Annotated in this window: 20 protein-coding genes; 4 read left to right on the plus strand and 16 right to left on the minus strand. The window is 44.7% G+C overall.

All coding sequences use genetic code 11. The features are described from left to right. Nucleotides 1-42 precede the first annotated feature (42 nt). A complete protein-coding gene (locus tag DKT75_RS06325) occupies nt 43-1,842 on the minus strand; it encodes a SulP family inorganic anion transporter (protein ID WP_109822576.1) in 1,800 nt (599 codons plus the stop codon). A 315-nt stretch (nt 1,843-2,157) separates the two neighbouring features. Next, nucleotides 2,158-2,334, minus strand: coding sequence for a DUF6435 family protein (locus DKT75_RS06335; protein ID WP_109822578.1), 177 nt, complete (start codon nt 2,332-2,334; stop codon nt 2,158-2,160). A gap of 555 nt (nt 2,335-2,889) precedes the next feature. Here DKT75_RS06335 and DKT75_RS06340 point away from each other — a divergent pair. Continuing rightward, entirely contained in the window at nt 2,890-3,390 is a 501-nt protein-coding gene (locus DKT75_RS06340; protein ID WP_109822579.1) for an RNA polymerase sigma factor, read from the plus strand. Continuing rightward, nucleotides 3,387-3,995 carry a hypothetical protein gene (locus DKT75_RS06345; protein ID WP_109822580.1) on the plus strand — a complete coding sequence of 203 codons (609 nt, stop codon included), beginning with the start codon at nt 3,387-3,389 and terminating at the stop codon, nt 3,993-3,995. Before DKT75_RS06340 ends, DKT75_RS06345 begins: the two co-directional genes overlap by 4 nt. On the opposite strand, the gene DKT75_RS06350 is transcribed toward DKT75_RS06345, so the two are convergent. The 6 genes from DKT75_RS06350 to DKT75_RS06375 form a co-directional block, all read right to left on the minus strand. Next, nucleotides 3,988-4,527, minus strand: coding sequence for a GNAT family N-acetyltransferase (locus tag DKT75_RS06350; RefSeq protein ID WP_109822581.1), 540 nt, complete (start codon nt 4,525-4,527; stop codon nt 3,988-3,990). The two genes, DKT75_RS06345 and DKT75_RS06350, sit on opposite strands and share 8 nt — an antisense overlap. Before the next feature lie 298 nt (nt 4,528-4,825). Continuing rightward, the gene (locus DKT75_RS06355) at nt 4,826-5,986 is read right to left on the minus strand and encodes a YbfB/YjiJ family MFS transporter (protein ID WP_109822582.1); all 1,161 of its coding nucleotides are present in this window, start codon (nt 5,984-5,986) and stop codon (nt 4,826-4,828) included. Between the two features lie 96 nt (nt 5,987-6,082). Then, a complete protein-coding gene (locus DKT75_RS06360; RefSeq protein WP_109822583.1) occupies nt 6,083-9,199 on the minus strand; it encodes an efflux RND transporter permease subunit in 3,117 nt (1,038 codons plus the stop codon). Next, entirely contained in the window at nt 9,196-10,593 is a 1,398-nt protein-coding gene (locus tag DKT75_RS06365) for an efflux RND transporter periplasmic adaptor subunit (RefSeq protein ID WP_211665233.1), read from the minus strand. Before DKT75_RS06365 ends, DKT75_RS06360 begins: the two co-directional genes overlap by 4 nt. 47 nt (nt 10,594-10,640) lie before the next feature. Continuing rightward, nucleotides 10,641-11,930 (minus strand): NAD(P)/FAD-dependent oxidoreductase, encoded by a 1,290-nt coding sequence (locus tag DKT75_RS06370; RefSeq protein WP_109822584.1) that lies wholly within the window; start codon nt 11,928-11,930, stop codon nt 10,641-10,643. 19 nt (nt 11,931-11,949) lie between these two features. Next, on the minus strand, nt 11,950-13,554 hold the full coding sequence (locus DKT75_RS06375; protein ID WP_109822585.1) for an NAD(P)/FAD-dependent oxidoreductase: 1,605 nt from the start codon (nt 13,552-13,554) through the stop codon (nt 11,950-11,952). 346 nt (nt 13,555-13,900) lie between these two features. Here DKT75_RS06375 and DKT75_RS06380 point away from each other — a divergent pair, with 346 nt between their 5' ends. Beyond that, complete coding sequence (locus DKT75_RS06380; RefSeq protein WP_170310657.1) at nt 13,901-14,380, plus strand: hypothetical protein; 480 nt, start codon at nt 13,901-13,903, stop codon at nt 14,378-14,380. Nucleotides 14,381-14,390: 10 nt separating this feature from the next. Further along, complete coding sequence (locus DKT75_RS06385; protein ID WP_109822586.1) at nt 14,391-14,732, plus strand: hypothetical protein; 342 nt, start codon at nt 14,391-14,393, stop codon at nt 14,730-14,732. 17 nt (nt 14,733-14,749) lie between these two features. Here DKT75_RS06385 and DKT75_RS06390 read toward each other — a convergent pair whose 3' ends face one another. The 8 genes from DKT75_RS06390 to DKT75_RS06425 form a co-directional block, all read right to left on the minus strand. Continuing rightward, complete coding sequence (locus tag DKT75_RS06390; RefSeq protein ID WP_109822587.1) at nt 14,750-16,060, minus strand: threonine/serine exporter family protein; 1,311 nt, start codon at nt 16,058-16,060, stop codon at nt 14,750-14,752. A gap of 76 nt (nt 16,061-16,136) precedes the next feature. Continuing rightward, on the minus strand, nt 16,137-17,399 hold the full coding sequence (locus tag DKT75_RS06395; protein ID WP_109822588.1) for a threonine/serine exporter family protein: 1,263 nt from the start codon (nt 17,397-17,399) through the stop codon (nt 16,137-16,139). A gap of 92 nt (nt 17,400-17,491) precedes the next feature. Further along, on the minus strand, nt 17,492-18,103 hold the full coding sequence (locus tag DKT75_RS06400) for a fumarylacetoacetate hydrolase family protein (RefSeq protein WP_109822589.1): 612 nt from the start codon (nt 18,101-18,103) through the stop codon (nt 17,492-17,494). Further along, nucleotides 18,103-18,756 carry a glutathione S-transferase gene (locus tag DKT75_RS06405; RefSeq protein WP_109822590.1) on the minus strand — a complete coding sequence of 218 codons (654 nt, stop codon included), beginning with the start codon at nt 18,754-18,756 and terminating at the stop codon, nt 18,103-18,105. Before DKT75_RS06405 ends, DKT75_RS06400 begins: the two co-directional genes overlap by 1 nt. 36 nt (nt 18,757-18,792) lie before the next feature. Then, nucleotides 18,793-19,755: a D-2-hydroxyacid dehydrogenase gene (locus DKT75_RS06410; protein ID WP_109822591.1), complete on the minus strand. Its 963-nt coding sequence runs from the start codon at nt 19,753-19,755 to the stop codon at nt 18,793-18,795. Nucleotides 19,756-19,870: 115 nt separating this feature from the next. Continuing rightward, the gene (locus tag DKT75_RS06415) at nt 19,871-20,365 is read right to left on the minus strand and encodes a hypothetical protein (protein WP_109822592.1); all 495 of its coding nucleotides are present in this window, start codon (nt 20,363-20,365) and stop codon (nt 19,871-19,873) included. 147 nt (nt 20,366-20,512) lie between these two features. After that, nucleotides 20,513-21,052, minus strand: a complete 540-nt coding sequence (locus DKT75_RS06420; protein ID WP_146201327.1) for an NUDIX hydrolase — start codon at nt 21,050-21,052, stop codon at nt 20,513-20,515. A gap of 42 nt (nt 21,053-21,094) precedes the next feature. Beyond that, nucleotides 21,095-21,526: a potassium channel family protein gene (locus DKT75_RS06425; protein WP_109822594.1), complete on the minus strand. Its 432-nt coding sequence runs from the start codon at nt 21,524-21,526 to the stop codon at nt 21,095-21,097. Nucleotides 21,527-21,533 lie beyond the last annotated feature (7 nt).

Genomic DNA, 21,533 nt, shown 5'->3' on the forward strand with positions numbered 1-21,533 from the left:
GCTACAGTATGTGCATAAACACTAAGCAATGGCAAATTCAACCTACTTTTTATAGTCCTCTAACGGGATCAATTCTAGCGGCTCTCCGCCTCTCAGCGGTGGCCAACGACACTCGTCAAATACACGGAACTGGCAGGACTGGCATTTCACGTGATCAAGCGCCACAGTCGTAATCTTTTTTATCGCTTCACTCTTCTTTTCAAAAAAGTACTGCGCACCAATGTGCTCATCAAAATGCCCACGATGGATAAAGTTGTTTACCGTTGGTTTTAACTCAGCAAAGTACAGTCCACCACCCTTCTCTTGAATACGGTCGGACTCTTGCTCAATCATCTCTGCGCCCGTCATATCAATGAAGTTAACGCCCGTACCGATCACCAATATGTGTTTAATACCCTGCTTTTCAGTGATATTAAACAAGTGGTTTTGAATATGATTGGCTGAACCGAAATAGACTGACATATCAATACGAATAATTTTTAACTGAGGACACTCATCCAAGTTTCGACGATCGTTATTAACCAGCGTACGTTTCTTACCTAGAGGGTCAAGGTCCGTTGCAAGGCTCACAATATGCGGTATAGACGTTCTTGCGAGGAAAATCACAAGTGACATCAACACCCCCAAATAGATTGCAAACTCTAGCTCTAAGAACAACGTCGACAAGAAAGTCGTCAATAAAATACTGCTTTCAGAACGACTTGTTTCAAACACTTTCTTAATCGTTTTCAAATCAACTAAGTTATAGGCCACTAATAAAATAATGCCGCCCATTGCCGCCGTGGGGAGAAAACGAGTCAGTGGGGCAATCAATAGAATAATCAAAGCCAATATCACTGCCGCAAAAATCGCCGACAAAGGTGTTTGAGCGCCCGCACTGTAGTTCACACCCGAACGTGTAAAGGAGCCTGAACCCGCATAACTAGAAAAGAAACTACCCACGACATTCGACATGCCCTGCCCAAAAAACTCTTGGTTTCCGTCAATACGCTGATGCGACTTGGACGCTATCGCACGACTAATCGACACTGCTTCAATCAAACCTAGCAACGCTACAGCAAAGGCTTGGGGTGCAAGGTTCTTGATTGACTCAAGTGAAAAGTCAGGTGATGAAAAAGGGGGTAAATGTGCAGGGATTTCAGCAACAAAATCGATACCTGCTGACTCGCCACCCAAGGCCATAGCCACTAAACCACCAATGATCAATGCATTTAGCATATTGGGCAGCTTAGGAACGAAGAGCTTAATCAAAATGGCGCTGACTAACGTCACGATACTCACAAGGAGAATGGATAGATTCACAAATGGCAACTGTTTGAATATCGCTATCCACGTATAGATAAACGACTCACCACGATCGACGTTAACTCCAAGCACATACTTCATTTGGCTACTTGCAATAAGAATAGCCGCACCTGCAGTGAAACCAATGACCACCGTATGCGAGACAAAGTTAACCAATACACCCAGTCTTGCGAGTGCAAATGCCAACTGGTAGACACCCGCCAAAAACGTGATGGTTAATGCATTTTGAATGTACTCAGGGCTACCTGGCTCAATGCCACCACTGTTTAAAGTGGAGAATATAACGATAGAAATGGCCGTGGTCGGCCCCGATATCAGATGGAAGGACGAGCCAAACAAAGCCGCGATGATGGGCGTCACCATGGCGGTATAGAGTCCATACTCCGGTGGTAAACCAGCAATGGTTGCAAAGGCAACACCTTGTGGCAAAACAATAACCGCGCCAGTAACGCCTGCTAACAAGTCAGCTTTTAAGCTTTCTTTGGTAACGCGTGGCCATAGAATAAATGGGAATAGGAAATTTAGAAGCGCAGTCATAACAAGAATCTGATAACAAAGTAAATGCGAAAGTAGTCTACGCCCATCAAGTATGGAATGTTAGGTCAAATAACACGTTTACCAATACTTAAACATTGATTTAGTTACGAGAGGACTTTTTATTTAAAATTTTGTAAAAAATAAATCCAATCTTTTCGAGATAATCGTGCACCAGACAAGATGTTGCCATTCACAGCGCCAGAGTCGATTGCTATAGCTGCTGAATAACCATTAGAGGTTAGGCAATAATAAAGCCGATGATTCTTTAGTGAGTCATCGGCCTTTGTGTGTTCACGCAAGTATGCTGTTGCAAAACTACTTAGCAGCAGCTTCCAACTCATCAATCTCTGTTTTAATCTTTTCGGCTTCAGCGGTTATTTTTGAATAGGTACGAATATCCCCTCCACGCTGCGCGTGCATCGCCTCTTCTAGCTTTGCATTGTAACTCTTACGAAGTTTCTTCAGTGGATCAGACTTGAACATTGAAAACATGGCTTATCTCGATAGTTAGTTTTCTTATGTTATACAGATAATTACTCAACAACGACAAAGACCGTACTGACAGTACCTACACTTAGTACTAACTAGTACTGACACATAACTAGAGACGCTTGGAACAGTACCAATGCCATTCGAGTCGTTGCATAAATGATGCGTATAAGTAAATAACATGCAGCTATTGTTGCACCTCACTCGTCTAGTTATTGAAACTCAAAAATTACATAACTGGAGTATTAAGCCTTGATAAGTTCCTCTTTACGCTACATTTGCAACCAAGACGCCACTTCTAGCGTTATTAAGATTAGCACTTTTTTTGGTAACAATATGCTTGTATTGCCCTCGCTGCCTGTGGTGGAACACGACCAATGCTTGGCGGAGGCGCACTGTTTACCCTGACGGACCTTGCCACAAGAACCCAAAACGATTGGGCCGAGATCCACGGGAACAAAGTCATAGCGTAATTATTATGCTGTGAGCGATAGGCTGGGGGTTCTGCCTCCCCTTTTTCCCCAGCCTGTCATTTCATTTATCAACTGGCTACTACAAATGCTTGATAAAAAACAATTAAACCAGCTTTACCGTTTCGCTATATCGTTAACCCATCAAGATGATCAAGCGTATGACCTGTTACAAAGCTGTGTAGAAAAGTACTTAAAGCAAAAACACCGTGAAATAGCTAACCCTATGGCTTATATGAAACAAACCATTCGTAATGAATTTATTGATCAAACACGAAAACAGCGTTTTCAGTTTGAGCTTAGACCCGAAGTCATTGAATCCATTGATTACGAACAGTCGCAACAAGAAACATCGTTAGAAGACCTTCACATTCAACAAGAAGAAGTTGAGTCTTTACTGTGTACGTTGTTGCCAGATGAACGAGAGTTATTATATTTGTGGGCAGTGGTTGAATACACGATTGATGAAATAGCCATACTCAAACAAGTGCCACGTGGGACGCTATCGTCTAAACTGCATCGCTTAAAGAAGCGCATACAGTTGCAGCAAAGCAGCGACAATGTCCTGCACCTCAAGGTAAAGTCATGAAACACTCTCAAAAAAACACATTGGATAAGGCGTTAAAAACGCACTATGAAGCGAAGTCGCTATCCGCTGATCAGCTAGATACCTTGATGACTATGCAGGCGACTGCAGAAGAGAATTTGCTAACCCGTTTATTGAAAGATTTTAGAGGGTATCGTTACGCATTTTATGCAACTGCGTGTTTGTTACTCATGACCTTAGTCGTGTCATTTAGCTTGCTAAACCGCCCACCGCTAGCAGAGCGTATTATGCATGAGATTGCCTATAATCATCAGCAAGAAATGCCCATAGAAATAGCTTCTAACTCACTAATAAGCATTGGTGAATACTTAAATAAACTTAAGTTTCCTTTAATTAATTCAAGCTCTCTAAGTCCACAAAACTGGCAATTATTAGGCGGTCGCTATTGCTCTATTAATGGCAAGCTCGCCGCTCAGCTAAAGGTTAAAAACCTGCAAGATAATAAAACCTACACCCTGTACCAAGCTGCGGTAGGTAGTGATATTTCGAAGGTATTAACCGCTGCCAAAGAGCAAGCGATTGAAGGGATCACTGTATCTATTTGGCAAGAGAAAGGCTTATTGCTAGGACTTGCTCACTCTAACTAGCGCTGTAGTCTTTCGCCAATAACTCATAAAACTCAATACTCGCAAACTTGTCGCCGCAGCTACCCTCTCGGCGCTCGGTGTGCTTCATCCCCAGCTTTGTGATGACGTTGCCAGAGCTAGGGTTTGCCGTCAGGTGTCTTGCATAAACACAGGTTAACTCAAGGTCGATAAAGCCATGCGCTATCATTGCCCTGCCTGCCTCGGTACAGTATCCCTTACCCCAAGACTCTACACCTAACCAATAGCCTAACTCTGCTTCGCTATTTGGCAATAGCTTGTACGTCATCGCACCGATCACTAGGTTCGTGTCTTTCTCCACCAAAGCGAAGATAACATTTTCAGCGTTTTCATATCGTTGCTGACTATCCTGAATCCAAGTAATCGCACCATTCTCTGGATAAGGGTGCGGGATATTAGAAACCATGTCTGAGATGCGCTTATCATCCACAATAGATTGCACGCGAGGTGCGTCTTCATCTGTAAATGCTCTAAGGATTAGTCTTTCTGTATTTAATGTTGCTTGTGGCTTCATTTTCGCGCTCTATAGTCTCGATTATATAATTCACTATAGACTGAAGTCTTTGGCCGTGGAAGCCAAGCTGTATAATTTTACAGCTGAATAATTTAATAAAACTGTCATAATCCTAACTTAATCCAAATTGAACACTAATTAAGCAATTAGCTGAAAGGCAAGTGCTACCGAGCTGCACACCCCTAGTATTGATGCTATCAACACGCTTATCCACAGCTACTGTGCATAACCTTGGATAAGCTATTTCACCAATCTTAGGCCAATTAAAATCAGACTAATCAATACCCACCAAACACCATCAGGCTAACTTTCGAATAGGGATTAACACAAAGACTGACACTAGCATTGCAGCAGAGGCTATGTATAAACCAATACTGTAATCACCGCTGTCTTTTGCTAACCAACCCACAACCGAGGGCGAAATGATCTGAGCAATACCGTAGGTAATCGTCATTTTACCCATCATTTTAGCGGGCTTAGTCGGGTAGTAACGCCCTGCCATAGACAATACCAAGCTCACCACACCGATAAAGGTAAAGCCAAATAACACGGCACCAGAGATTGCCATGAATAGGTTATTTTCAGCTAGAGGCAGCAAGATACTGACCGCCTGAAGCAGTGAGGCTGCAATCAAAGCATTCACATCACCAATGCGACGTGCCACCAAGTCCCAAACGATACAGGCTGGCGCTGCACCGATACCAAGGATCATAAACGTCCAAGCGCCTAACCCTGCCAAACTAGGCTGCTGGTCAATGATGGATACGATAAACGTCGAGCTAACCACCATGCCTACGCCAGCACAAAAGTAAGACAGCATAAACAAGCGCATGAATAAGTCGCTAGGCGGCGAGTCAACCAACGTCTGGCCACTGTTGCTGACACCACTAGTGTCAGGTCGAGGTAACCATGCCCAAGCCGGTATAAGCAGCACCACGCCTAATACAGTTAATAGATACCACTGTGTTTGCCAGTCAAATGAGCGACTAGCCAACTCGACAAGTAGTGAACAAATGATGATACCCAAGCCCATGCCTGAGAAATGAATGCCTAACTCCGAGCGGTGACCGTTACGAATCAACCAATTCATAATAAGGCCAGAGGCTAGTAACAAGCCTGCTGCACTTGAGAGGCCTGCAAAGAAGCGCAGTATTGACCATAGCCAAATATTGTCGGTGAGGCCCATGCCTAAAGTAGATACGACTGCCACGATTAGACCAATGCGGTAGAGTTTATCTTTCAGCACTAAACTACTGATTTGTGATGCAATGATGGCACCAGAGAGGTAGCCTACATAGTTGATCGTCGCCAACCAACCTGCTTCATAAATGCCCAAGCCCGCCTGCTGCTGCATGATGGGCAAAATGGGGGTATAGGCAAAGCGTGCAATGCCGACCAATACAATTAAACTCATGATACCTGCGGTAAGTACCCGTAAACGCTCGACACTAGCTGACATAACCACCTCTTGATACAGACAACCGAGCGTGCTCGCGTAACTGCAAATAACCACAAGTGGCAAGCCTGAAGTCAGGCTTGCCTATTTTATAAGGTGCTAAGCAACCATCTGAGTTTCATCAGGCTCCTTTTCACCAATTTCAACGAATCCAATATCTTCCATAATGCCGTAAAGTGCTGGAAGTACTAATAAAACTAGTAGCGTTGCAGACATCATTCCGAACACAACACTTGTTACCAGAGGCACGAGTATCTGCGCTTGAAGACTTGTCTCAAACAGTAACGGCATCATCCCTGCAACAGTGGTAACAGAGGTCATAAACACCGCCCTAAAGCGATCATGCACCGCCTGTGTCGCAGCTTCATGCAAAGACATTCCCTCTGCACTTCGGTACTTCACAAACTCTACGAGCAAGATCGAGTCATTCACTACGATACCTGCAAGCGACACGAAACCGATCATGCTCGGCATCGTGAAGTCGAGGCCCATAAAAATATGCCCCCAAATCACACCGATCAAAGCCAATGGAATATTGATCATGACCAACAGTGGTTCTCGGTAGTTTTTAAACTGCAAACTCAACAGCAAATACACCCCGAGTAATGCCAGCACAAAACCAACGAGCATCGAGCTATTAGTCTCTTTACCGCTTGCAACCTCACCTTCCAAACTCACCGTTACACTCGGAAAACGTTCTTTAAACTCAGGCAAGAAACGTGTCGTTAAGTCAGCAAGCACTTCCGTGGTATTTGCCTTAACGGCGTCAATATCACCGTATACATTAATCACTCGATTACGATTCACATGACCGATACGCGCATATTCGCGCTTCTCTTCTATGATAACCAAACTATCCAGTGGAATAGCATCGCCAGAACTAGTAATGATCATGAAATTATCAAAGTCGGCTAATGCATGGGCCTTTTGGTTATCCATTTTCACTTGAATTTCGTAAGCTTCGCGTCCTTGAAAAATATCATCAACCTTGACGCCTTCGTAGGCGGCACGTAGCTGCGATGCGACATCTTGCGAAGTAACTCCCGAGCTCAATGCGCCCGGCTTTAAGGTAAAGGTAAATTGCGGCTTACCCGGACGTAGATTATCCGTGAGGTTGTAAACACCGTCGTAACCCGACAACCAATTTTGTATATCCCAAGATGCTTTTGACATTTCATCAAGGTCATTACCAATCAAACGTATATCAATCGCTCGACCTGCAGGGCCGGTGCTGGGCTCTTTAAACTGCATACTGATGGCAATTGGTACATCACCCGTATTTTCCCGCCAGCGTGGAATAAACTCTCGAAGAGTCGTGTTTCGAAATTCCGTTTCTAAGAAATCCACACTAATGGTCGCAATGTGCGTACCACTCTCAGACGAGTCAGCATTGGTGTTGTAAGAGACTTTAATGTTCTTCACCAAGCTCTGGTCGTTCTGATCTGCGAACTCTTGCTGTGTCTCCTCTAAGCTCTTCAGTAAAATATCCACCACTGATTCTGTTTTAGCAAGCGGTGCGCCCTGTGCCAATAGAATACGCGCTTCCAGAATATTGCCTTCCAAGCTAGGGAACGCCTTAAACTTCAAGTTACCTGTAGCAATCATCCCTATAGAGATAATCAGCAAGCCAATGGCAATACCGACAGTGGCATAACGGAAGCGAATGGCAAATGCGCCAAGCTTTGTCGCGCTATTACGAAGCTTCAAAAAGTTATCTTCAAACCAGACGCGCCAACGCATTGGCTTCTTTTCGTGCGCATGTTCGAGTGCGTGCTTTAGATGATGCGGTAAGACTAAAAAGGCTTCGAGCAAACTGACGGTTAATACCGACAACAGCACGACAGGCAATACCCCGAGCACTTGCCCAATATCCCCCTTCATAAACAGCAAACTACCAAACAACAAGGCAGAGGTTAGGAACGATGAAAACACACCGCCAATGACGCGCTGAGTGCCCACAATAACCGCCTCTTGCGGGTCATTGGTTTTCTTATATTCGTGGGCAATACTTTCGGATAACACGATAGCATCATCCATCAAGATACCAATCGCCATCAACAGCGCGACCATTGAGATCATATTGATACTCACACCCAGCCAGCTCATCATCGCTAAGCCACCCAAAAACGACACGGGTAAGCCGAGTGCTATCCACATGGTATAGCGCCAAGTGAAGAACAAAAACAGCACGAAACTGGCTAAAATCAAGCCCTGCCAAGCGTTCTTACTCAAGAGCTGTAAACGATCATTCACCACCGACGCACGATCATTACTGAGAATAATTTTAGTAGACGACGGAAGAATCTCATTCTCCAAATCCACAAATCCTTTTACCGAGTCAAATACCTTAATGGTGTCATCAATTCGGTTCTTGCTGACCTGTAAAATAGCCGCTCGTTGACCATTAAACTCTATACGCTCTTCTTCCAAATCAAAGCGATCTACGACGCGCGCAATATCACCAAGACGAACCTCGCCCCCTTTATCAGTATTGAGGATAACTAAGTCGGCTAACTCTTCAACGGTCTTTCGCGCGTTAGAAAAGCGGATCTGGTAGTCCTTATCCACACTGTTGATCGTACCTGCGGGCAAATCAACCGCTTGCGCTTGAATAAGACTGGCAACATTTTGAATACTCAGCCGATATTTCAACATCGTATTGGCGTCAATCAACACATTTAGCTGATGCGTTGAGAAACCCTGCACTTTAACAATCGGTACACCCGGAATGGCTAACAAGCGATTACGATAATCTTCAGCAAGTGCCTTTAGCTCCGATGCTGTTAGGCCTTCGGAAGTAATCGCCACATCAACTACTTGATCAGTACGCCCAACCTTGACCACCGTTGGATCTTCTACCTCTGAAGGAAAGTCACTGATAGTATCGACAGCCGAAATGATATCATCTTCAAACTGCTTTATATCGCCACCTTCCTGCATGGTGAGGGTCAACACACCTAGGTTGTCTCGTGCTTCACAGGTCTGTTCATCGACGAAGCTAATGCCATCGGTCGCATCTTCAAAACGAGTACAAATAGCTTCTTCAACATCCGCAGTACTCGCTCCGGGATACACAGCCGTGACATTAAATGTATTCAATTCCAGCGCCGGAAAGGTCTCTTTATTGAGTCCTGGCAGTGTCGCCAAACCAACCGCCACAATCGCGACCATGAGAATATTGGAGGCGGTAGGATGCTCCGCAAAAAAGCGAATCATGGTGTAACCTCACCTGACGCTTCCTTACGAAGTTGAGCAACTTCTTCAGGAACTTCAATGGCTTTGATAGGAACCCCAGAAATCACTGGAATCAAATCACTCACAATAATGCGATCGCCTACTGACACACCACTTTCAATGACAACCAAATTACCTTGCGTGGTTGCAACCTTGACGGGACGTATTTCAAGCTTGTTTTCCGTGTTAACCAAATAGACACGACCTTCATGAATCGCCTTACGAGGAATCACAATACGCTGCTGCGCACCCGCCTTGAAATCAACCGCAACATACAAACCTTTCAGTAGCGGTGGTTTCTTACCCGGCACAATGCCTTGGTAAGGGTTTTGAACTTGCACCGTAAAGCTCACGGTATCCGTCGTCGAATCAACAGATTCACCGATGCGCACCAACTTAGCTGGCCATGACGAAACCATCGCCCCGCTCGCCAAATGCACCGTCGCCTCAAGGTTGATATTATTCATCGCAGCCAATCTTTCCGGTGCTGTCGCGATATTGTCTGCAAAACTCACCGTGCCCCTTAACAGTTGCCCAGCATGTTTAATCGATAACTGTGCCTCGACCTCAATCGCATTCGTTCCCAAGGCCTCAAACAACTGCGAGCCTGCCGAAACAAAGGCCCCTTCTTCCGCTAATACCTCGCCTATTCGTGCATCAAAGGGAAGCGTCACCGAGGTACGAGAAAGTGTATCGGTATTTTCAGCAATGGTACTTTTGGACTGTGATATCTGAGCATTGATAGCCGCACGACGACTGGTAAAGGTATCTAAGTTGCCTTGAATATCCTGTACAGAAGCTTGAAGTTGCAACACTTTTTGCTGCTCAGCATCCAAGGTTGAACGTGCAACGACTCGTTTCTTCCATAAGGTATTCACTCGGCCGTATTCTTGTTGCCCTAACGTCAGGTTTCGTTTAGCAATGTTCAGCGAGTTCCGAGCACTTCGCTCTTCCGCCGCTAACTGCGCTAAAGAGGACTGAGTATTAGCCAGACCCGCCTTGCTTTGCCCTAACGAGATCTCATAGCTAGTCGGCTCGATACGAAGCACTATCGTCCCTTTGGCAATACTGCCACCCTGTTTTAAATCGGGATGAATATAAGTAACCTTGCCGCCCACCTCAGCCTTATAATTTAGATTCACCGACGGTTCGACGCTGCCATATCCCACCGCTTGAGCACGAAATGGCAGCGACTCAACCGTGATGACATGAGCTAGTTTTTCTGGGAACGTTCTAAGCTCATGCTCTAACGGCTTTTTACTCTGCGCCATCCCTCGAACTATTAACACTGCGGCAATAATTGCCAATGGTAGTAATAGCATTTTTAGAGAGAATTTCTTCTTCGATGCTATTGGCTGTTCATTTTCACTACTCATAAATTCTTCTTTATTTTTAAGTATTAATTGTTAGGGAATATAACCGCTTAATGAAGCTTCATCTTAGGCTTCACCGTATTACCAATTTTATGTGCCAACCAAACTGCCGCACCACCAAACCAACCGTGAATAGCAATCTGATGCATGCGATACAACGACACGTAAACCAACCGTGCAAGGTGCCCCTCAACAAACATCGAGCCTTTCGACAAGTTGCCCATCAAGCTACCGACGGTACTGTAAGTACTAAGATTAACTAAAGAACCATAATCACTATAAACAAAGTCTTTTAACGCTTTATTTTTACGGGATAACATTATGTTTTTACAAACGAGAGAAGCCATCTGATGTGCTGATTGTGCGCGTGGTGGCACCCAGCTTTCATCCGCCATTTGGCAGCCACAACAGTCGCCAATCACATAGACACTATCGTCATTGGTACTCTGTAGTGTCGACTTAACCACGATCTGACCCATTCGATTAGTCTCGAAAAAGTCCATTTCACGAATGAAGTCCGGCGCTTTTACCCCGGCCGCCCACACCGTCAAATGCGCATCAATGCGACTGCCATCAGCAGTAATAAACCCATTCTCATCCGCTTCAACAATGCGCGTATCTACCTTAACCGTCACACCCAGCTTCTCAAGCTCAAGACGAGCACTTTCAGCAATACGCTCAGGCAATGCTGGCAATATGCGTGGACCTGCTTCAATCAAAGTAATCGTGGGTGGTTGTGGTGCAGTCGTAGACAGATCATACATTTTCATCAAATCAGCCACGTGATGTAGCTCGGCAGATAACTCAACGCCTGTCGCGCCGCCACCCACAATCGCTAATTTTAGCTGCCCTGCTTCATCGGGCTGATACACACGCATGAACTGATCCAGCATCGACTCATGAAAGTACTCAGCCTGTCTGTGTGAATCTAGGAAATAACAGTTATCTGCAACACCTTTAGTACCAAAGTCATTACTGACACTTCCCACAGCCATCACTAGCGTGTCATAGGTGACTTCACGCTCAGGCAATATCAATTTACCTTTATTGCTCATCAGAGGTGCAAGCTTAATCGACTTGGCCGCTGGATCCATGCCTATCATCGTGCCAAGTTGGAACTGATAGTGGTGACGCGTCGCATGAGCATGGTAAACCACACCGTCAGTACTACGGTCCAAGGCACCTGTTGCAAGCTCATGTAACAAAGGCTTCCAAATATGCGTACGGGTTTGATCAACCAATATGATATTGGCCTTTTTCTTTTTACCGAGCTTGTTGCCGAGACTAGTCGCTAGTTCAAGTCCACCCGCTCCGCCGCCTACAATGACGATAGTTTCCATTATAATTACTCATAAGTTTTTAAGAATTCTCATTGATCGACAACGCCATCGCTTCAGCGATTTTAATGCCATCAATTGCAGCTGACATAATGCCACCTGCGTAACCTGCACCCTCACCCGCGGGGAATAGGCCTTGTGTATTTATGCTTTGGAAATTAGCATCACGCTTGATATTGATAGGTGCAGAAGTACGCGTCTCAACACCTGTTAACAACGCATCTTCAAGTGCAAAACCCTTTATTTTTCGGTTAAATGCAGGAATTGCTTCACGTATTGCTTCAATACAAAAATCAGGTAATGAGTCTGCCAAATCCGTTAATTTAATGCCCGGTGTGTAGGATGGTTTTACCGACCCTAACGCCTTTGAAGGAACGCCTTTCATGAAGTCACCGACACGCTGAGCAGGTGCATCGTAGTTCTCTCCACCCATCACATAGGCACGACTTTCTAACTCACGTTGGAAGTCTAAACCGGCCAATGGCCCACCCGGATAATCTGATGGGTCGATACCAACTACCACCGCACTATTCGCATTACGCTCGTTTCGTGAGTACTGACTCATACCATTGGTAACAACGCGCCCAACCTCAGACGTCGCTGCCACCACTGTGCCACCTGGGCACATACAGAAGCTATACACCGAACGACCATTTTTGCAGTGATGCACTAACTTATAGTCAGCCGCACCTAAGATTTCGTTACCCGCATTCTTTCCAAAACGTGCCGCATCAATCGCAGACTGCTGATGCTCGATACGAAAACCCACTGAGAATGGTTTCGCTTCGATATAAACACCACGGTCATGCAACACTTGGAAAGTGTCACGTGCACTGTGACCAATCGCCACGGCAATGTGCTTAGACTTAATCACCTCACCTGATGACAAGGTCAGCCCTGTGACTTGGCCGTCTTCTATATGCAGATCATCCATTCTAGAACTAAAGCGAATTTCACCACCTAACTCGATGATCTTAGCGCGCATTTTCTCAACCATAGTCACCAATTTGTAGGTACCAATGTGAGGCTTACTCACAAACAAGATCTCGTCGGGTGCACCCGCTTCTACAAATTCATCCAGCACTTTTCGTGAGTAATGCTTAGGATCTTTGACTTGGCTATAGAGTTTTCCGTCAGAAAACGTCCCAGCACCACCTTCACCAAACTGTACATTTGACTCTGTATTAAGCTCTTTTTTACGCCAGAAACCAAACGTATCTTTGGTACGCTCTCGCACTTCTTTCCCACGTTCTAGCACAATCGGTTTGTAACCCATCTGCGCCAAAACTAACCCTGTCAACAAACCACAAGGTCCAAAACCTACGACCACAGGACGCTCTTTTAAATCTGTCGGCGCTTTCGCCACAAATTTATAAGTCATGTCAGGGCTTTCTTTTACTAATTGGTCAGCAATGAATTTTTCGATGAGAAACGCATTATCCGTCGTATCTACATCCAACGTGTAGATAAGAAAAATATTGGTCTTTTTACGGGCATCATAACCGCGACGAAACACATTGAAGCTCAACAACTGCTTTTGCTGGATTCCCAACGTTTTAAGCACAATATCGTTCAATGCTTGTTCATCATGGTCTAGGGGTAGTTTTACATTGCTCAGGCGGATCATTCGGACTCTCATACACTCATAGGCTAGACGCGTAGAATATACCTATGCGCGTATGATTAAAACTAATAAGCGTGTTGAAATTTGAGACAAGCCAGTACAAAAAAACAGTAATTTATACTTACTTTAAAGTTTTGCCGAACATAGAGCTCTTCTCGATCAAATAATGAGTTACTGAGGAGAAGTGCACTAAAGCAGGATTTTTTGTGCAGATTGAGATTTCAAATTGAGTCATCCAAAACTTTTGCATTACAATAGCCCTTTATATACAAATAACTAGCAGTTATACATTGAAACACTAGAACCAAAGATTTCAGAATAATTATTCTAGATAGGTAGAATCAGCAAAATGTCATTACAGAAAAAGATAAAAATTTGGCTCTCTCTTTTTATATTAGGCCTATTCATCAGCGGTATCACGGCAATCTCACTAGATTTGGAGATGCAAATTGCTAGCAAGCTATTTGGTTCTGGCACCATGATGGACAGCTACTTTCCCGATTTTTCACAGTGGATAGATAGAATATCAGCAGGACTCACTGACACGTATTCAAAGTATCCTTTTATTGCTTATGGTACTGACTGGTTGGCGTTTGCTCACGTTGTATTAGCAATACTGTTCTTTGGTCCTCTTAAAGACCCAGTGAAAAACATCTGGGTGATCGACTTCGGCATTATCTGCTGCATTTTAGTTGTGCCATTCGCCATCATTTTTGGGCAAGTCAGAGACCTTCCTTACGTATGGACAGTCATTGACTCTTCATTTGGTGTATTTGGAATTATACCGTTGTTGATTGTCCGCAAGTACATCAAGCAATTAGAAAAGTAATGTTCAAAACATGAAGTATGAATACAGTGATAACTTAGAAGAGTTAGTAACCTACGGTTTTGATGAAATTGACTCCAGTGAACAGGTCGAGGTGAATCTTAAAGACCTGATGTATGTCTTTTCTACGCTTCAAGAATACCAACGTTTTTTTCATCAACCATCACACTACCAAAGCATTGATGACATTGAGAACTTTCTTGGCTCTGTTAAAGACCAAAAGGCTTATAGACTGCTGCATAATTCGATACATAAAAAAATGCAATTAATGCTACCGACACACATAAGTGATAAATATGATGAAGGTAGCTTTGATAGTCCTAAATTACCGTTCTACTTCAAAATGCAAAAATAAATAGAACGGTTACTCAATCAACCCGAGCGCAAAACCCGCTGTCTCGGCGGCAAGATAACATTAGCAAATATCAGTCCGGCCACGATACCCATAAAGATCATCAGTGCCTGACTGCTGCTACCCGAGTTAGCAACTATTTCTTGTCCTGTCAGCACACTATTCAAGCCGATGAAAACCTTACTACCCGGCACTAGTACCAAAATTCCTGGTAACAATGCGATGTGCGACGGTGTCATTTTAATACGTGCATACATATTGGCGTACAAACCTGCAGCCATCGCACCGATCAAACCACCTAGCTCCGTGCCAAATAAGTCACTACCAATAATCACTGCGATATACGCAACCACACCACAAAGTAGCGCCCAAAACGCGTCAGACAGTCGCACATTAAAGATAACCACAAACGACGCAGACAATCCTAGTACCGCACTGTAGTGAACCCATAACGGTAAATACGGCACACCTGGGTGAACATCTATCTGCCAAAAAAGCGTCCCTAGCGCTAAACCAAACGCCGCGCCGAAGTACAGTTTAAATAGCATCATCACCGAGTCCATAATGCGCGCTGTACCTGACAGTAAGTCACGCGCTGCAAGCTCACGTAACCCCAAGGTCAACGACAAACCGGGAATAAACGCTATGATGCTGGATAACACCACCACGCCAATATTTATCTGTAACCCATACCCTGCCACTGCACTCGCTAAGAAGCCAACTAATAACGCAGCCAATGGTTCTAGTGTTTCTTCAATACGTTGGTTCTTATTGGACAGCAATACCAAGAGGTAAACAAACCAACCTAAGAAAAGCGATACCACGATATCCAAAAAGCCTGTCCCACACACACCCGCAAAACTAGCAGCGGTCGCACCACGCGCTAAAAACTGCACGGCAGGATGGTAAACATTCGGTGAATTACGAATTGCGTCTAACTGTTTAACACCTTCATCAAGGTCAAGCTCATGCGTGATCACCTGCTCCGCAAGGTCATGCGACAAGGCCAAACGATTTAAATCAATATCACCCGGCTTGACTCGTGCAATGTGTGTCGTTTGACTTTCATTGATATCGTCATCTAACCAGAAAATGAAACTCATGGATGTTGGGTTAATCAGAAATGATCCATTTAAACCCAGCAAATAAGTCGTTTCACTAAGCAACCGCTCAAGATGATGCGAATGTGTCCCGTAAGCGTGCATGGTTTTACCCAAACGGATAATAAACCGTTGAGTACGCGCAATATCGTCAGGGTGTATGAGTGGCGTTCGTAGTGGTTGCATTGGAAGTATCTGATTAAACGTAAAAAAGAAGCGCATCATACTCATACAAGCTGCTAGCAACTAGCAAAACTTTGAGTATCAATGCGCGACTATTTTTAACACACAAACACTTTTTTAAAACTTAACCAGACGTCAAAATTCGCTGTCTAGGCGGCAAAATCACATTCGCAAACATCAATCCCGCGATGAGTGCCATAAAAATCAGAAGCACTTGGCTACCGCTAGCGGCATTCGCCACGATATCTTGACCTGACACCATGCTGTTCAAACCGATAAATGCTTTACTACCGGGGACTAAAATGACGATTCCGGGTAATAATACGATGTGCGACGGGGTATGTTTAATGCGTCCATACACGTTAGCGTACAAACCAACGATCAACGCGCCAACCAGCCCACCGAGTTCAATCCCAAACAGATGGTTACCCAGCAATAGGCCCATATAAGCAATCACACCGCACAATAAAGACCAAAAAGCATCGGAAAGACGCACATTGAAAATAACAAGTAGCGTCGCTGACAGTGGCAAAACGGAAAGATGAATCATCCATGTGGGTAAATACGACTCTGCTGCGTGTGGCTCTATCACCCAAAACAAAGTCCCTAGCGCAAGACCGAAAGCCGCGCCAAAGTAGAGTTTAAATAGCATCATAACCGCGTCCATAATCCGCGCAGTCCCTGATACTAAGTCACGTGCCGCAAGCTCTCGCAAGCCGAGAGTCAACGATAACCCAGGAATAAAGGCGATAATGCCCGATAGCACAATGACGCCAATATTGACCTCAAAGCCATAGCCCGCCAAAGCGCTCGCGAGAAAGCCTAGCAACAATGCTGACATAGGCTCTAGCATCTCTTCGACACGTTTATTTTTACTGGCCAGTATTACTAAGAAGTAGACGATCCAACCAAAAAACAGTGATGCGATAATGTCTAAATAGCCTGTCCCGCAGATAGCCGCAAAGCCTGCCGACGTAAAACCCCACGCTAAAAACTGCAACCAAGGGCTATAAACATTAGGCACTCGCTGAATACTCTCTAACTGCTTAACACCTTCTTCTAGATCTATTTCACCATCAAGAACCTGTTCTGCAAGGTCATGCGTCAAGGCCAAACGGTTTAGGTCTACGCCACCGGGTTGAACACGCGCGGTGTAAGTGGTTTGGTGATGCTCCTCATTATCTAGCCAAAAAATGAAACTCATCGCCGTTGGACTAATCAGAAATGATCCGTTTAGCCCCAGCAAATAAGTGGTTTCATTGAGCAACTGCTCTAAATGATGTGAGTGTGTCCCGTAAGAATGCATGGTTTTACCCAAGCGGATAAGAAACCGCTGGGTACGTACAATATCGTCAGGATTAGTTAGGGGTTTGCGTTGATGTTCCATGCGAGTAATTAGTTAGATATTTCAAAGAAAACATCATACTCACCATAAGCCCCTACTATCTAGCATTTTTTCAGCAAGACAAGCTGCAAAAGTTAAGACGCGACCCAACGTCCTTCAACCAATAGTTGGTCACCTGAAAAGACCTGCCCTACAAAACGCGCACCCTTTTCAATCACACCAACACCCTTTGGCGTACCCGTCATGATGACATCAGTATCTTGAAGCGTTAGAAAACTAGTCACTTCCGCCAAAATTGTTTCAGGCTTATACATCATCAACTCGACACCGCCCTGTTGAATCAACTCATCATTAATAAACAACTTAAGGCTTAGCGTTGAAATATCATCAGAATAGCTCACAAAATCACTAAACACCGCAGAGCCATCAAATGCCTTAGCGCGTTCCCACGGCAAACCCTTGCCCTTCAAACGTGACTGCGTTTCGCGCTTGGTTAAGTCCAAACCAAAACCCACCGCCGCCAACTGCCCGCTCTGCACCATAAAGCACAACTCACCTTCATAGTGAATCGGCTCGTCAGTGCCCGAGATTAAGTCTTTTGAAATCGCAGAGTTAGGTTTGAGAAAGACCACTGGCTCTGTCGGTATTTCGTTATTTAACTCTTGGATATGTTCCACATAATTACGACCAATACACACGACTTTCGTTGGACGCACCACGTAGTTATCAAGTGTTAACATATTCATTATTGTGACTCCGTATTGGGAAAAGTAACTGCATCATGGCTCTCTTGCCATTGCTCATATTTAGGCATAATACTAAGAAACATCTCGGAAGCTAACCAGTGTGACAACCAACGCTGTACGGCGGGGTAATCTGCCTCATCAAACCAACGCTTATCAACATGAGCGAACTGCCTTACAAACGGCATGATCGCGATATCCGCAAAACTTGGTTTGCTGCCAAATAAGTAAGTCGTCGCTGCTAAACGTTGCTCTAGCTTGGCAATAAACAACTCACCCTGCTGACGGTAATCCGTCTCACTTTGCTCTGGAAAACGATTGGCATACTTATAACGGTCTAAATTGTCTTTAAACTCGCCATCATTCTCTTTTACCATTACCAACATTTCTGCGAGTTGATTTTCATCAGCGAGTAACTGCTGCGGATCGTTTAATCGCAACGCCCACAACGCGATATCCAAACTCTCTTCCAGCAAGCCACCCTCAGCCAACTGCAACACTGGCACAGTGCCTTTCGGACTAAGCGCCAGCATCTGTTCAGGCTTATCACGCAACACCACTTCACGCAGCTCGACTTGTTGCCCTGCATAGACAATAGCCAAACGCGCCCGCATCGCATAGGGACAACGACGGAAAGAATATAAAATAGGTTTCAAAACACGGTACTCGTTATTCAAACAACAATTAAGCGACTAGCCCAGTAAGTTACGTGGCTCACCACGCTCAAATGCTTCGATATTATCAATCAATTGATCAGCCAATGTCTGCATCGCACCCTCACTCGCCCACGCCACATGCGGTGTCAGCAATACCTGCGGTAAGTCAGCGATTTGCATAATAGGTGAATCAAGCGGTGCAGGCTCTTGCTCTGTCACGTCAATACCTGCCCCAGCAATACTGCCTGAACGAATGGCATCCGCCAAGGCTTGTTCATTGACCAAACCACCACGTCCCGTATTAATCACTAAAGCGGTGTTTTTCATGCCGCTTAGGAAGTCAGCATCAATGATATTTTTCGTTTCATCAGTTAGCGGGCAATGCAACGTTAGCACGTCCACCTCATCTCGAAACTGCTCCAGCGATACTACCTCACCATGATCTGGCGCTTGGCGAATATGTTGGTTTAGGTACATCACATTCATACCAAAAGCCTGAGCAATACGACCCACAGATTGTCCCAATATTCCTGCACCAATAATGCCGAGGTTTGAACCCGCTAAGTCTAAAATCGGTCGATTGAAGAAACAGAACTGTTCAGAGCGAACCCACTCACCATCAATCACCTGTTGGCGATATTCAACCAAGTTACGGCGTAACGCTAAGATCATCGCGAAGGTATGCTCAGGTACTGTATTAGTCGCATAACCACGGATATTACACGCAGCCACACCCTGTGCTTTACACGCAGCAAGGTCAATAATGTTATAGCCCGTTGCTGCGACTGCAATCAGCTTTAGCGCTGGTAGTTGCGCTAACATATCGGCAGTGATCACAACCTTGTTACTAACCGCAATGGTTGCACCTTGAAGTCGCTCAACCACCTGCTCAGGCGCTGTCTTTTCAAACGACTGCCACTCGTGGGCAAAGCTTGGACGTCTGACACTAATGCTAGGCGCGATAGTAGCGCTGTCTAGAAATACAATTTTTGGGGTCATATTTAACTCTAGTAATTAGGATGATTTTTTCTTGATATCAACTAACTCATGAGCCCCAAAATAACACATTTACTTTGAAGTAAGCTTATCTTTGAATCGTCACTGCACGTTTATGTCAAAAAGACTCCCACCACTTATCAACCCAAGTTTGTTCATTTGACTCGTCCTTTTTGGCCGCTGACTTTGCCCGTGGGTTTCCAGCCGCACGTCGTCGCATGAGACTCGCATTCTTTTTATTCAGTGTTTCTACTTCTTGTTTTAACGTTTCGTTCTGCGCTTGTGAAGCTTTCAGGTCTTTTCTCAGTTGCCTGACTTGTAACTTCAACTTATCAACCTCACCCACTACTATCTTTGATGTAGCTGTCGTTCTAGCTTTAGTCGTTACAGGCTTCCTTGTACGTGACTTAGCCGCTGGTGCAGCTGTCGTGCTAGCTCTAGTCGCTGCTGGCTTTCTTGTACGTGACTTAGCCACTGGTGTCGTTGTCGCTTTAGCTTTAGTCGCTGCGGGCTTCCTTGTACGCGAATTAGCCGCTGGTTTAGTCACTGGCTTTTTTGTATCAGATGATTCAGTTGCAACCTCGGGCGCTTTCTTTCTCGTGGGTTTTGTCATACGAAATTCTGCCTTTATTCTGAAAAGAGCATTTGCTCAGGAATAAAAGCATCAAATACGACTTCGACAATATAGAAAAAAACTCAAAGACTATGGGTCTAATTAAACAGACACAAGGTCACAACTACCCATTCAATTACATAAAATTCAATATGATAGCCATTTTTTAGACATTCTCAGCATAGACTCTTCTTGGGTATATTCCGAGATACGACTGGTCTCGACCCAACTCAAGTCATGCGACTCATCGCTCACAATGTAGTCGTCACTGCCTATGGCTCGCACCGCAAAGCGAACATCATAATGAAGATGCTCTGGCTCATCACCGCGCGCAGGTATCGGGTGAATATCAATATCAAAAATAGCCGGTGAAACAGCCTCAAACTCAGCCAAGCCAGACTCTTCTTCCACTTCCAATAATGCCGCTTTCAAAATATCCGTCTCGCCATCGGCATGACCACCGAGTTGAAGCCACTTATTTAGCTTTTTATGGTGCGTCAATAACGTGTGCGTACCCGCTTGATTAACCACCCAAGCAGACCCCGTTACATGACCTATTAACAAAGTACGTTCAAAGCAGTCAGGGTTATTATTGACGAATACAATTAGCTGGTGAATGGCTTCCGCCTCTTCTGGGCAGCGCATACGGTAATCGACAAGTAGCTCTAACAATGGCCTTCTATGCAAAATTAAATCCTTTTAAAAAACACATAATAATCAAACTTAAAACTAACTCTTAATCTTCCAAAAACGTTGCATCTCAATAAAGATAAACGATGCCGTCCAAGTAATCAGCACCAAGCCCGTTAGCGCCTCTAAGCCGACCAAATAACGAATATCCCCCATCGGCACAATGTCACCAAAGCCCAGCGAAGTGTAGGTAGTAAATGAGAAGTAGCTTGCGTCCATCACGCTACCTCCAAAGTTACCTTCTAGTGTCCCGTAACGGCCACTTTTAACCATAAAATAGTAAGCAAAAGCAAACATCCATACTTCAATAACATGAGCGGTTAGCGCCCCAAAAACACTAATTACAATACGCGCTCTAGGTCGCAGAAAAGTCAGCTTCGGTATTAATCTCGTTAAACGATAAAGCCCTTCATAGTGCACCAGCACCACACTCGCAATGAGTAAGCTATTTATTATAAGAATTTCAATCATATCTAAA

The sequence above is a fragment of the Leucothrix arctica genome, assembly GCF_003172895.1.
Lineage (GTDB): Bacteria > Pseudomonadota > Gammaproteobacteria > Thiotrichales > Thiotrichaceae > Leucothrix > Leucothrix arctica.

What these genes read in the sequence shown, in the direction of transcription:
- DKT75_RS06340 (WP_109822579.1), top strand. Translation starts at nt 2,890, where the DNA reads ATGCTTGATAAAAAACAATTAAACCAGCTTTACCGTTTCGCTATATCG.
- DKT75_RS06395 (WP_109822588.1), bottom strand. Translation starts at nt 17,399, where the DNA reads ATGGAACATCAACGCAAACCCCTAACTAATCCTGACGATATTGTACGT.
- DKT75_RS06415 (WP_109822592.1), bottom strand. Translation starts at nt 20,365, where the DNA reads ATGACAAAACCCACGAGAAAGAAAGCGCCCGAGGTTGCAACTGAATCA.
- DKT75_RS06355 (WP_109822582.1), bottom strand. Translation starts at nt 5,986, where the DNA reads ATGTCAGCTAGTGTCGAGCGTTTACGGGTACTTACCGCAGGTATCATG.
- DKT75_RS06375 (WP_109822585.1), bottom strand. Translation starts at nt 13,554, where the DNA reads ATGATCCGCCTGAGCAATGTAAAACTACCCCTAGACCATGATGAACAA.
- DKT75_RS06365 (WP_211665233.1), bottom strand. Translation starts at nt 10,593, where the DNA reads ATGAGTAGTGAAAATGAACAGCCAATAGCATCGAAGAAGAAATTCTCT.
- DKT75_RS06350 (WP_109822581.1), bottom strand. Translation starts at nt 4,527, where the DNA reads ATGAAGCCACAAGCAACATTAAATACAGAAAGACTAATCCTTAGAGCA.
- DKT75_RS06360 (WP_109822583.1), bottom strand. Translation starts at nt 9,199, where the DNA reads ATGATTCGCTTTTTTGCGGAGCATCCTACCGCCTCCAATATTCTCATG.
- DKT75_RS06385 (WP_109822586.1), top strand. Translation starts at nt 14,391, where the DNA reads ATGAAGTATGAATACAGTGATAACTTAGAAGAGTTAGTAACCTACGGT.
- DKT75_RS06335 (WP_109822578.1), bottom strand. Translation starts at nt 2,334, where the DNA reads ATGTTTTCAATGTTCAAGTCTGATCCACTGAAGAAACTTCGTAAGAGT.
- DKT75_RS06410 (WP_109822591.1), bottom strand. Translation starts at nt 19,755, where the DNA reads ATGACCCCAAAAATTGTATTTCTAGACAGCGCTACTATCGCGCCTAGC.
- DKT75_RS06400 (WP_109822589.1), bottom strand. Translation starts at nt 18,103, where the DNA reads ATGAATATGTTAACACTTGATAACTACGTGGTGCGTCCAACGAAAGTC.
- DKT75_RS06425 (WP_109822594.1), bottom strand. Translation starts at nt 21,526, where the DNA reads ATGATTGAAATTCTTATAATAAATAGCTTACTCATTGCGAGTGTGGTG.
- DKT75_RS06345 (WP_109822580.1), top strand. Translation starts at nt 3,387, where the DNA reads ATGAAACACTCTCAAAAAAACACATTGGATAAGGCGTTAAAAACGCAC.
- DKT75_RS06370 (WP_109822584.1), bottom strand. Translation starts at nt 11,930, where the DNA reads ATGGAAACTATCGTCATTGTAGGCGGCGGAGCGGGTGGACTTGAACTA.
- DKT75_RS06390 (WP_109822587.1), bottom strand. Translation starts at nt 16,060, where the DNA reads ATGAGTATGATGCGCTTCTTTTTTACGTTTAATCAGATACTTCCAATG.
- DKT75_RS06380 (WP_170310657.1), top strand. Translation starts at nt 13,901, where the DNA reads ATGTCATTACAGAAAAAGATAAAAATTTGGCTCTCTCTTTTTATATTA.
- DKT75_RS06325 (WP_109822576.1), bottom strand. Translation starts at nt 1,842, where the DNA reads ATGACTGCGCTTCTAAATTTCCTATTCCCATTTATTCTATGGCCACGC.